Below are 11,488 nucleotides of genomic sequence, written 5' to 3'. Positions count from 1 at the left end.
TCCGGCAGGTCACCGCGAAGTCTAGCGGAAGCCGGTGCGCAATCCGCATGGCAGGTCGTGCCGGCCGTTGGCCGGCATCCCGGATACCTCGCGCGCCCATTGCAGCCGGCCAGCGGCGGGCACTACCAGTCCAGCTGCTTCGGCAGCAGGCCCTGCAGCTCCTGCTCGGTCAGGTTGCGCCACTGGCCCGGCTTCAGCGCGCCAATCTTGATGTTGTCGATGCGCACGCGGCGCAGCTGGGTCACGCGATAGCCGAACTCGGCGGCCATCAGGCGGATCTGCCGGTTCAGGCCCTGCTGCAGGGTGATGCGGAAACCGAACTTGGCGATGCGCGAAGTCTTGCATGGCAGCGTCATCTGGTCGTGGATGCGCACACCACGCGCCATGCCGCGCAGGAACTCATCGGTGACCGGCTTGTTGACCGCCACCAGGTACTCCTTCTGGTGGCCATTCTCGGCACGCAGGATCTGGTTGACGATGTCGCCGTTGCTGGTCATCAGGATCAGGCCTTCGGAGTCCTTGTCGAGGCGGCCGATCGGGAAGATGCGCTGTTCATGGCCGACGAAGTCGACGATGTTGCCCTTGACCGACGTCTCGGTGGTGCAGGTGACGCCGACCGGCTTGTTCAGCGCGATGTAGACGTGGCGGCGGGCGCCGGGCTTGCGGGCCACGCGCGCGCGCAGTGGCTGGCCATCCACCAGCACCTGGTCTTCCTCGCCCACCACCGCGCCGGTGCCGGCCGGATGGCCGTTGACGGTGACCCGGCGGGCGGCGATCAGGCGATCGGCCTCGCGGCGGGAGCAGAAGCCGGTGTCGGCGATGTGTTTGTTGAGTCGGGTGGTCATCGCCCTATTATCCGGCATCGCCGCCCGCCGCGCTTCATGCCAGGCCGGGTGGATCGAGTTCTTCGCCGTCGAACACCCGGTTGCGGCCGGCACGCTTGGCCACGTACATGGCATGGTCGGCCCGGCGCAGCAGCGCGGCGAGATCGTCCTCGCCCGGCCGCCACTGCGCCAGGCCGATGCTGGCGGTGACCTCCAGGCCGGGCACCTGCAGCGCCCGGGCCGCCTCCGTGATGTGCCGGCGCAGGCGATCCAGGCGCGCCGACGCCGCCTCCCGCGGCATGCCCGGCATCAGCAGCAGGAACTCTTCGCCGCCCATCCGCACTACCTGGTCCTGGCTGCGTACCGCGGCACGCAATGCACGCGCCACCGCCACCAGCACCTGGTCCCCCACGGCGTGGCCATGGCGGTCATTGATGTCCTTGAACAGATCGATATCGAGGAAGCCGATCACCAGCGGGCCACGTTCGCGGTCAACCCGCTCCAGGTGGCGGGCCAGCTGCTGCAGGCCGGCACGGCGGTTGGGCAGGCCGGTCAGGCCATCGGTCTCGGCCAGCTGGCACAGTTCATCGCGCTGCTGGCGCAGCCGACCCAGCCGCTGGTTCAGTGCGTAGGCGGCCATCATCAGCAGCCAGGTCACCGCCAGCTGCAGGGCCTCCACGCGGTATTCCAGCAACCACGCCGCGCGGCAGGCGTCGGCCAGGATCAACACCAGCATCGGCGCCAGCGCCGCCAGCCCCGCCTGCGCCCAGCGGTCACCGCGCAGCCGTGCCCACACCCCTGCCATCAACGCCAGGCCACAGCCCAGCAGATAGGACACCTGCAGGCCCTGCGCCACCCAGGCCAGGCTGTCCCATGGCAGCCAGGGCACCAGTGCAGCCAACACCAGCAATCCCCAAAGCGCCAGCAGCTGGAACGGACGCGAACGCGGCAACAGGCGATCACCGCCATTCAGCCGCCACAGCGCCGGCAGCACCAGGGCCTGCGTGGCCGCAGTCAACACCAGCAGCCACCAGGCACCGCGCTCGCCCACCGGCAACCAGGGTTCCGGATAGCCGCTGAGGCCACCGAGGATGGCCTGCCAAAGCACCAGCACGGTGGTACCGGCGATGTAGACCAGGAAACTGCGGTCGCGGGTGGTGAGGAAGGCCATCAGTGCCGACAACGCCAGTGCGATCGCCACGGCGATGCAGGCCGCGCGCACCAGCAGGCGGGCGGTATCGTTCTGCTGCACGGGACTGGGCGCGCCCAGCCGAAGGGTGGGTACCCAACGCGCCTTCAACGGCGTCTGCCACGACACCAGGAATGGATCGTGACTGCCCGCTTGCGGCACCGCCACCAGCCCGATGCCTGCGCGGAAGCGTGAGTCTCGGGTACGGGCATCGTGCATGTTGCCGCAGATCTCGCGATCGCCATACTGCACGCGGACTTCGCCAGCGAACACATTGAACACGTCCAGGGCCTGCGGTTGCCCCGACCAGCCGCCCGGCGGCGCAGGCACCTGCACCTGCTGCCGGTGACCGGCCAGCATGTCCGGCGTGCATGCGCGATGTGGAGTGGGTTCATCGGTGGCTGCGCCGACCAGCAGGTAATCGCGGCCGACTTCGACGGCAGCGGCCCACAGTGGCCACGGCGTGACCAACCACACCAGCAGCACGACCAGCACCGCCCCTGTTCCGTACTGCCACTGCCTGCCGCCCACGCCACGTCCTGTTCCTGCTTACGCCCGCGCCCACTGCGCGTCGCCCCTGGCAGGCATTATCGCAGCCGCGGCTGCAACGCATGTGTAGACCAAAGTCGCCGACGGCGTTCAACCTGCGGCGGGAGGACCTTTCACGGCCACCAGACGCACCGGCCGCAGGTCGGCCAGGGTCATCCGTTCCAGTGGCTGCGGCCGCTCGACCGCATAGCCCTGCAGGCCCTGCACCCCAAGCCGGGTCAGCGCGGCGGCGACTTCGGCGGTCTCTACCCATTCGGCCACCACCTCCATCTGCAGCTCGCGCCCCAGTTCACTGATCGCGCGCACGGTGGCGTGGCTGACTGGATCGGTATCCATGTCGCGCACGAAGGCCCCGTCGATCTTCAGGATGTCGGCCGGCAGCTGGCGCAGGTAGCCGAACGAGGACAGCCCGGAGCCGAAATCGTCCAGCGCCATCCGGCAGCCGCGCGCCTTCACCGCATCGATGAACGCGCGCGCCTGGCTGAGGTTGCTGATTGCGGCGGTCTCGGTGATCTCGAAGCACAGCTTGGAGGCCAGCGCGCGATTGCGCTCCAGCAGGTCGCAGACGAAGGCGAGGAAGCCGGGTTCGGCGATCGACTGCGCCGACACGTTGACGTTGCACAGTCCCAGCTGCCGCACATGCGCCGGGCACACCTGCAGGTGCCGGAACAGCAGGCCGAGCACGTGCCGGTCCAGCGCCACGGCCATGCCATAGCGCTCCACCGCCGGCATGAACTGGCCCGGCAGGTGCAGGCTGCCATCGCTGCCGCGCATGCGTACCAGCACCTCGTAGTGCAGGTAGGTGGGATCGCCGATGCGGGCGATGCGCTGCGCATACAGCACCATGCGGTTCTCGGCCATGGCCAGGCTGACGCCCTGCAGCCGCTCGGCTTCCCGGCGCCGTTCCTCCAACGCCATGCGGTTCTCGTTGAAGCAGTGCACGCGGTTGCGCCCGGCCTGCTTGGCCGCATAGCAGGCACTGTCGGCGGCGCTCATCAACCAGTTCACATCCGGTGCATCGGCGCTGACCTCGACCACGCCGATGCTGCAGCTCAACTGCGGGCTGCCCTCGCTGACCGGGAACGTCGCCTGCCCCAGATTGCGGATCACCCGCTGCAGCACGCGCTTGGCCTCGTCCTGCCCGGCATGGGCGAGGAACACCGCGAACTCGTCCGCACCCAGCCGGCCCACCCAGTCACCATCGCGCACCGCCGCCACCAGGTAATCGGCGAAGCTGCGCAGCATCTGGTCGCCGGCGGCATGGCCGAAGCTGTCATTGACCAGCTTGAAATGGTCCAGGTTGATGTAGCACAGCGCGTGCGTGCCACCTTCGCTGCGCACCTGCAGCAGTGCGCGTTCCAGCAGGCGCTCGATCTCGCGCCGGTTGATCAGGCCGGTCAGCGGGTCATGGCTGGCGTGGTGCTCGATCTCGCGCGCCAGTGCATGGTTCTGGCTGACGTCTTCGATGATCGCGAACACTGACAGGCCGCCGCCGGCGCTGCGCACACCGGTGCCGCTCCAGCGGCCCCAGACCAGGCTGCCATCACGACGGCGGAAGCGCAGCTCGCTCGGGCGCAGCTGGCGGTCCCAATCGATGCGCCCCACCCCATCAATGACCAGCTCGCCGTCCATCAGCAGGTCAGCCAGCGACAGCTGCAGCAGCATGTCACGACGATGGTCGAGGATATCGGCCATCGCCTGGTTGGCCTCGATCACCTTGCCTTCGGTATCGAGCTTGAGCATGCCGACGTTGGCCTGGTAGAACGCTGCGCGGAAGCGGCTCTCGTGTTCGGTCAGGTCCTTGCCGACGCGGCGCGCCAGGGCCACCGCCATCAGGCTGATCGCCAGCACCGACAGGCCCGCGACCATCAGCGTGGCCAGCCTCACCAGCGTCGCCATCCGCAACAGCGCCTGCGAGAACGCCTGGCTCTGCACCTTCATCCGCTGGTCCAGGTCACGCAGCTGCTGCAGGTAGTGGTCGCGTGCGGCAACGGGCACCAGGCCGCCGTCGTGCCGCCGCTGCAACTCATCGACCAGGCGCTGCAGCGCCATCAGGTCCCCGTCGGTCTGCCGCCATAACGCGGTCGCTTCGCGGAAGGCACCGATATCGCGCGCGTAGCGGAACGAAAACACCAGGCGCGGAATGTCGGCGTGCGCGTTGCCCCCCTGCAGGAAGCCCTGCCGGGCCTTCTCTTCGTCAGGCTCCGCCTGTTCCAGCGCCAAGCGCGCCTGCAGATCGCCCAACGGCACCTGCAGGGCCTGGCGTGCATCGTCCAGGTCCTGGGCATCACCGCGCGCCAGGTAGCGACTGAGCGCGGCGGTCGCATCCTGCTGACCGCGCGACCAGTACCCCTGGCCGGCGATCCAGGCGGTGGAGGCCGCCTGCAGTTCCTGGATCAACGCCGACAGTGCGACCAGTCCGATCGCCATGCCGGTCAACAACGCAAATCGCAGTCCCAGCCCCCGGGTCATCGGCACCCGCCGGCTCTGTTGGTCCGTGCCACTCCTACCCATCCCGGATCCCCCCGAATGTGCTGCGGTGACAACCTCCTTTGGAACCGGACCAGCCTATGACCGGCAATGTGTTGACCGTGCGAAAAAGGGGACGGAGGGGATTAAGTCATTTTCGGCATAAGCGCATGGCCTGCCATAGACGACTTAATCCCCTCCGTCCCCTTTTCCTGTACGCCGGCCCGGGGGCCGGCGTCGCTCTGGACGGCTGTGGGTGCGGCTTAGAAGCTGCGCGGGCCGCGCGGCTTGAAGCCATCACGACGTGGCGGGCGGCTGTCGCGGTCACCGCCGCGGTCGCCCCCATGGCCACCCGGACCACCCGGACCACCACGACGCGGGCCACCGGGGCCGCCCGGACCACGCTTGTCGAAGCGCGGCTTGAACGGACGCGGGGCCGGGTTGATCTCTTCACCGGCCGCCAGCGGTCGCATCTGCAGCTGCTGGCCGGACACCCACACCTTCTGCAGGTGCGAAAGCACGTCCGGCGGCATCTGTGCCGGCAGGTCCAGCAGCGAGAAGTCGTCGTGGATGTCGATGCGGCCGATGAAACGGCTTTCCAGGCCGGCTTCGTTGGCGATGGCGCCGACGATGTTGGCCGGCTTCACGCCGTGCTGGTGGCCCACCGAAATGCGGTAGGTCTCCATGCCCTGCTCCGGCGCACCACGCGGCGGAACCTCGCGGCGCGGACGCGGCTCGAAACCACCTTCGGCGTCGTCGCGACGCGGGCCACGCTCGAAGCGCGGCCCCCGCTCGTTGCGGTCGAAGCGATCGCCACGCTCCGGGCGGTCGCCACGGTCGAAGCGCTCGCGCGGCGCGCGCTCTTCACGCGGGGCACGCACCGGCGGCTGCAGCAGGAACGGGGTATCGCCCTGCAGCATCCTGGCCAGCGCGGCGGCGATCTCGATGGCCGGCACGTTCTGCTCGTTCTCGAAGCGCTCCAGCAGCTGGCGGTAGAAGTCCAGGCCGCCGGCGCCGAGCGTTTCGCTGATACGCGAGGTGAACTTGTTGATGCGGGTGTCGTTGACCGCTTCCACGCTCGGCAGCTGCATCTCTTCGATCGGCTGGCGGGTGGCACGCTCGATCTGGCGCAGCATGCCCTTCTCGCGCGGGGTGGCGAACAGGATCGCCTCGCCGCTGCGGCCGGCACGGCCGGTACGGCCGATGCGGTGCACGTAGCTCTCGGTGTCGTACGGGATGTCGTAGTTCAGCACGTGGCTGATGCGCTCCACGTCCAGGCCGCGGGCGGCCACGTCGGTGGCGACCAGGATGTCCAGCTTGCCTTCCTTCAGCATGGCAATGGTGCGCTCGCGCTGGGCCTGCTGCATGTCACCGTTGATGGCGGCAGCGGCCAGGCCACGCGCCTGCAGCTTGCTGGCCAGTTCTTCGGTGCCGGCCTTGGTGCGCGCGAAGATGATCATCGCGTCGAACGGCTCGACTTCCAGGATGCGGGTCAGCGCGTCCAGCTTGTGCATGCCGCTCACCCACCAGTAGCGCTGGCGGATGTTGGCCGAGGTGGTGGTCTTGGCCGCGATGGTCACTTCCACCGGGTCCTGCAGGTAGGTCTGCGCGATGCGGCGGATCTGCGGCGGCATGGTGGCCGAGAACAGGGCCACCTGGCGCTGCTCCGGCAGCTTCTTCAGCACGGCTTCGACATCGTCGATGAAGCCCATGCGCAGCATTTCATCGGCTTCGTCCAGCACCAGGGTCTTCAGCTCGGACAGGTCCAGGGTGCTGCGGTCCAGGTGATCGATCACGCGGCCGGGAGTACCGACCACGATGTGCACGCCACGGCGCAGGGCCGACAGCTGCTGGCCGTACGGCTGGCCGCCGTACACTGGCAGCACGCGGAAGCCCGGGATCTTCGACGAATAGGACTGGAATGCCTCGGCAACCTGGATGGCCAGTTCGCGGGTCGGCGCCAGGATCAGGGCCTGGGGCTTGATCTGCTGCAGGTCGATGTTGGACAGTACCGGCAGTGCGAACGCAGCGGTCTTGCCGGTACCGGTCTGGGCCTGGCCCAGCACGTCGCGGCCTTCCAGCATCGCCGGGATGGTGGCGGCCTGGATCGGCGACGGGGTTTCGTAGCCGATGGCGGTGACCGCCTGCATCACGGGCTCGGACAGGCCGAGCTGCGCGAACTGCAGCGGCGCTTGGGAATCTTGGGACATGGGGAACTCCGAAGGCACTGCCGTCTTCCTGGCAGTGCGATAAAAAGGGTGATGGTCCGCGCTTTGGGCGCCCTTCTTATCGCGTGCCCTGGCGCTGCTCGGTCGGAGGAGATTTCACTCGCTCAGAGCGGAATGATACCGCATTGATCCTGAACGAGGCGTACAGCTTTCCATGCGCGTGCCGTCGTGCCCCGTGCTGGCGCACAATACGCGCCCTCTCCCCGGCCCGGCCGCTGGCCTGCGCCCTCTTTCCAGGACCCCTCGCTCCATGCAGATTCTCGAATTCGACCTCGACGGCGACTACGTCGAACTCAAGCAGCTGTTGAAGCTGGCCGACCTGGTCACCAGCGGCGGCGAGGCCAAGATGGTCATCAGCGAGGGCCAGGTGCGGGTCGACGGCGAAGTCGAACTGCGCAAGGCCTGCAAGATCCGCGCAGGCCAGGTGGTCGAGTTCGCCGACAGCCAGATCCGCGTGCTGGCCGCTGGCTGATCCGAGGGTGTTCAGGCCACGCGCTGGGTCAGGTGCGAGGCGATCAGCTGCCTGAACGGCGCCACGCCCTGCGCCAGGCGCAGGCCCGCGGCCCGCAGCAGGCGTGCCGGGCGACGATCGTCGGTGTACAGGCTGGCGATCGCGTTGGTGGCCTCGTACAGCGGCCGCGACGCCAACCGATGACCGCGCTGGTAGCTGGCCAGCATGCCGGCGGCGGCAATGTCGGCACCGCGCCGCTGCTGCGCGACGATGCCCTGTGCCAGCCGCTGTGCGCTGGCCAGTCCCAGATTGAAGCCGTGCGCGGTGACCGGGTGCATGCCCACCGCGGCATCGCCGATCAGCGCGGAACGCTCGCGGACGAAACGGTGCGCGTACACCCCCACCAGCGGATACGCCTGCGGTGTGGCCACCGGCTGCATGCGGCCCAGCCGATGCTCGAAGCAGGCACTGATGGCCTCACCGAAAGCCACCTCGTCCATCGCCAGCAGTTCTTCGATCTGCCGCGGCGGCAGCGTGATCACCGCCGATGCCTGGCCCTCGTTGAGCGGCAGCAGCGCCATGGTGCGGCCGTAGGCGAACCACTCCCAGGCCGTATGGTGATGGTCGCGCTCGACCTGCATGCGGCATACCAGCATCGACTTGCCGAAGTCGCGCATCTGCGCACCGATGCCAAGCATGCGGCGGGTGGCGGAGAAGCGGCTGTCAGCCGCGACCAGCAGGCGCGCGTGCAGTTGACTGCCGTCATCGAGTCTGACCACCTGGCCCTGCGCATCGGCCTGCACGCCCAGCACCTTGCGCCCGTCGAACAGCTCCAGCCCATCCTGGCCCTGCACGGCGTCCCAGGCGGCGCGGCGGATCAGATGGTTGGGCACCAGCCAGCCCAGCGGCTGGCCATCAACCTGGCTGCTGGCGAAGGTCAACGCGAACGGCGAGCCGCCGTTCATCACCCTGGCATCGCGCAGCTCGGCGACTTCGGCCTGCGGCAGCCGCTGCCACAGCCCCAGTTGCTCCATGCTCTGCCGCGAGGCATGGGTCAGCGCGATCTCGCGGCCATCGAAGGCGGCGTCGGCCAGGGCCTGGCGCGGCTGCACTTCGACCAGCCCGACCTGCAGGCCACTGCCGGCCAGCGCGCGCGCGAAGCACAGGCCCGCCGGTCCGGCGCCGACCACCACCACGTCCATCCTGCGCATGCGCGCCTCCTGCCGTTGATTCAGTCCGGGCCAGCATAGCGCCGCGCGCCTGAGCGGCCTTGATCTGGATCAGGCCGACTTACAGAAGTGCGAACACGAGCGCCAGGATCGACAGCAGCGATACGAGCCAGACCAGGCTGCGCACGTAGGGCACGCCCGCGGCATACAGCGGCAGGTAGACCACACGCGCCCAGACGTAGGCCTGCGCAGCCAGCGCCGTGGTGTCGTTGCTGCGCCCGGCCACGACCACTGCGATGGCGGCAGCGGCGAAGAACGGGAAGGTTTCCAGGAAGTTGGACTGCGCACGCTGCAGGCGGCCGGCCAGCGGGCTGAGCGGCTTTGAATTGCCATCCCGTGCCGAGGCATTCCACTTCATCCCGCGCTCGCGGGTGACCACGGTGGAGGTGGCGAAGATGTAGACGAAGCCCAGCAGCACCGACCAGGCCAGCATCGTCAGCTCAGTTGCCATCGTTCATCTCCTCAGGGCGCCGACGCGCGCAGGCTGTAACCGGCCAGGCGCCAGACCTGGTCTTCGTCGAAGCGGAACGAGACCAGCTCGCGCACCGGCTGCGCGCTGTTGGCGAAACGGGTCGGGAAGCTGACGTTGATGTACAGCCCTTCCGGCACTGCGGCGCCGGGGCTGTACTTGACCCGGGTGATGGTCGGCTGGCCACGCCCGGCCAGCGCACCGAGGCGCGTGCGCTCGGCGGCCAACTGGCTGACGAAGGTGGCCTTCGGCACCGCACGGCGCGCGACGGCCGAAGCGCCATCCCACAATTCGCCGGCGCGGTTGGCATCGACCAGCTGTGCCGCCTTCAACGCAGCCGCGCCCATTTCCGCGTCCTGCTTCTGCACCTGGGCCTGCTGCGCAGCGGTCAACGCCGGGGCACCTGCAGTGGCGGGCTTCGCGGCCGCCGGCGATGCCGGGGCCGGGCGCGCGGGTGCCGGTGCCGACGTGGCCGGCGCAGGTACCTGCGCCAACGCAGTCAGGGGCAGCAGGGACAGCAGCAGGAGCACGCGCTTCATGGACACCGCCGGTTCTGGAGGAAAGGACCGCAGTCTACGCCAGCGCAGTGAGCGGTTCGTCAGCGCGCGTGGGCGTTGCCTTCCACCGCCGCCGCATCGGCCTGCGCGGCCGGCGTGCCGGTCTCTGCTGGCGCCTGTTCGGCCACCGGCGGCGGCTCCGGCGGCGCTGGTGGCAGCGTCGCCACATCGATCTCCGACAGCGGGCTTTCGTCGGGGCAGACCGCGTCCGGGAAGCCGAAGCGCTGCTTCAACGCCTGGCCGCAGCTGTTGATCGACTCCATGTCGGCGCCTTCGCGCTTGCACTGCTGGTCGAAGGCGACCAGGAAGGCGTCCTTGCGCTGCACGAAATCGTCGCCGCAGGCACGCATCTGCTTGATCCGTTCCAGATCGTCCTGCACCGCATTGGTGCCATCCAGACCGTACTGGCGCAGTTCGTCCGGAGTCAGCAGGCGCAGGCTGCGGTTGGGCACGGTCATCATCAGATCGGCCACACCGACCGCCACGCCGTTGCGTTGCAGGTAGTCCTTCACGTTGTCGTAGACCTCGTGCAGCTCGCGGTTGAGCTCGGCGCGCGAGGTGGCCTTGGAGCTGATGCGCATCATGCGGTGGATGCCGACCTTGCCCGACAGCAGGCGGTTGTCGCCGGCGGCCAGCACGAACACGCAGGCGCTATGGCAGATCGAGCCTTCGCGCACCCAGATGGTCCAGCCGGATTCACCGATGCTGTCACCGGCAACGATCGCCGATTCCACCTGGCCGCCGCTGGAATCCAGATCGAGGATGCGCTTGTGGATCTTCTGCTCGTCAGCAACCACGGCCAGTCGCCACATCATCTCGGCGAAGCCCGGATTGATCTTGCCGGCGTAACGCACGCGCATCAGGCCGCGCTCGGCGCACGGCGCCAGCGCCTGGGTGATCTGCTCGCGCTGCAGGCCTTCCAGCTCGACACCGTCGCCGGCATCGCCAGCATATTCCGTGCTGCAGCTGACCCAGGCACGGCCATTCTCAAGCTGCGCCTGCGGCCACGGCCGATCCGCCTGGCTGCGCGGCGGCGCTGGCGGTGGCGGTGCATCGGCCGCATTGATCGACACCATGTTCTCGCCATCGCTGGCCGGCGCCCGCGCAGCCTTGTCAGCAGCGGTCACATTGCCTGGATTTTCCAGCTGGCTGCAGCCCGCCAGGGCCAGGCACAACAGGGGCAACCAGCGGCGTTTGGCGGACATCGGGCAACCAGTCTTCACGTGAGCAGGAGCCACAGTCTACCCGTCCGGGGGACGCATTCAGCGCGTGGCACTGAACCCCTTCTGACCCCCTGGTTCCATCCATTTCATTACAGCGTCTTCCACCACCCCATCCACGCATGGCGTGGATCTACCGTGTCGACCAAGGTCGACACCTACCAGAGCGGGATGCCCTTCCGGCAGGCCGCGGGAAACTGTCGAAGGCGGGGTGGATCCGGTGGCAGGGGCGTGAGCGCCATGGATGGCGCGACCGAGCTTACATGGGTGAGGGCGCTTTGTTTGCGAAGCACTGCTTCGCAA

9 protein-coding genes are annotated in these 11,488 nt (G+C 68.5%); 1 reads left to right on the top strand and 8 read right to left on the bottom strand.

Translation table 11 applies throughout. The features are described 5' to 3' along the window. Positions 1-122: 122 nt before the first annotated feature. The 4 genes from A7X97_RS20875 to A7X97_RS20860 form a co-directional block, all read right to left on the bottom strand. Positions 123-845, bottom strand: a complete 723-nt coding sequence (locus A7X97_RS20875) for a pseudouridine synthase (protein ID WP_019659152.1) — start codon at positions 843-845, stop codon at positions 123-125. A gap of 34 nt (positions 846-879) precedes the next feature. Continuing rightward, positions 880-2,544: a sensor domain-containing diguanylate cyclase gene (locus tag A7X97_RS20870; protein ID WP_111008397.1), complete on the bottom strand. Its 1,665-nt coding sequence runs from the start codon at positions 2,542-2,544 to the stop codon at positions 880-882. Positions 2,545-2,652: 108 nt separating this feature from the next. After that, the gene (locus A7X97_RS20865) at positions 2,653-5,076 is read right to left on the bottom strand and encodes a putative bifunctional diguanylate cyclase/phosphodiesterase (protein WP_111008396.1); all 2,424 of its coding nucleotides are present in this window, start codon (positions 5,074-5,076) and stop codon (positions 2,653-2,655) included. 218 nt (positions 5,077-5,294) lie between these two features. Then, positions 5,295-7,241, bottom strand: a complete 1,947-nt coding sequence (locus A7X97_RS20860) for a DEAD/DEAH box helicase (RefSeq protein WP_053497041.1) — start codon at positions 7,239-7,241, stop codon at positions 5,295-5,297. Positions 7,242-7,509: 268 nt separating this feature from the next. Here A7X97_RS20860 and A7X97_RS20855 point away from each other — a divergent pair, with 268 nt between their 5' ends. Next, complete coding sequence (locus A7X97_RS20855; RefSeq protein ID WP_014036469.1) at positions 7,510-7,731, top strand: RNA-binding S4 domain-containing protein; 222 nt, start codon at positions 7,510-7,512, stop codon at positions 7,729-7,731. 11 nt (positions 7,732-7,742) lie between these two features. Here A7X97_RS20855 and ubiM read toward each other — a convergent pair whose 3' ends face one another. From ubiM to A7X97_RS20835, 4 genes are all read right to left on the bottom strand, one after another. After that, the gene (ubiM, locus tag A7X97_RS20850) at positions 7,743-8,921 is read right to left on the bottom strand and encodes a 5-demethoxyubiquinol-8 5-hydroxylase UbiM (RefSeq protein ID WP_088496920.1); all 1,179 of its coding nucleotides are present in this window, start codon (positions 8,919-8,921) and stop codon (positions 7,743-7,745) included. A gap of 79 nt (positions 8,922-9,000) precedes the next feature. After that, entirely contained in the window at positions 9,001-9,390 is a 390-nt protein-coding gene (locus A7X97_RS20845) for an MAPEG family protein (protein ID WP_072166838.1), read from the bottom strand. A gap of 11 nt (positions 9,391-9,401) precedes the next feature. Beyond that, positions 9,402-9,947: a DUF4019 domain-containing protein gene (locus A7X97_RS20840; protein ID WP_111008395.1), complete on the bottom strand. Its 546-nt coding sequence runs from the start codon at positions 9,945-9,947 to the stop codon at positions 9,402-9,404. A gap of 59 nt (positions 9,948-10,006) precedes the next feature. After that, a complete protein-coding gene (locus tag A7X97_RS20835) occupies positions 10,007-11,170 on the bottom strand; it encodes a COG3904 family protein (RefSeq protein ID WP_061479514.1) in 1,164 nt (387 codons plus the stop codon). Positions 11,171-11,488 lie beyond the last annotated feature (318 nt).

Origin of the sequence: Stenotrophomonas sepilia (genome assembly GCF_003244875.1) — a bacterium.
GTDB classification, from domain to species: Bacteria; Pseudomonadota; Gammaproteobacteria; order Xanthomonadales; family Xanthomonadaceae; genus Stenotrophomonas; species Stenotrophomonas sepilia.
Note: the sequence above shows the minus strand (reverse complement) of the source record. Positions and strands in the feature narration are given on the sequence as shown.

Coding starts and splice junctions, on each gene's coding strand:
- A7X97_RS20875 (WP_019659152.1), bottom strand. CDS start 845: ATGACCACCCGACTCAACAAACACATCGCCGACACCGGCTTCTGCTCC.
- A7X97_RS20865 (WP_111008396.1), bottom strand. CDS start 5,076: ATGGGTAGGAGTGGCACGGACCAACAGAGCCGGCGGGTGCCGATGACC.
- A7X97_RS20860 (WP_053497041.1), bottom strand. CDS start 7,241: ATGTCCCAAGATTCCCAAGCGCCGCTGCAGTTCGCGCAGCTCGGCCTG.
- A7X97_RS20855 (WP_014036469.1), top strand. CDS start 7,510: ATGCAGATTCTCGAATTCGACCTCGACGGCGACTACGTCGAACTCAAG.
- ubiM (WP_088496920.1), bottom strand. CDS start 8,921: ATGCGCAGGATGGACGTGGTGGTGGTCGGCGCCGGACCGGCGGGCCTG.
- A7X97_RS20845 (WP_072166838.1), bottom strand. CDS start 9,390: ATGGCAACTGAGCTGACGATGCTGGCCTGGTCGGTGCTGCTGGGCTTC.
- A7X97_RS20840 (WP_111008395.1), bottom strand. CDS start 9,947: ATGAAGCGCGTGCTCCTGCTGCTGTCCCTGCTGCCCCTGACTGCGTTG.
- A7X97_RS20835 (WP_061479514.1), bottom strand. CDS start 11,170: ATGTCCGCCAAACGCCGCTGGTTGCCCCTGTTGTGCCTGGCCCTGGCG.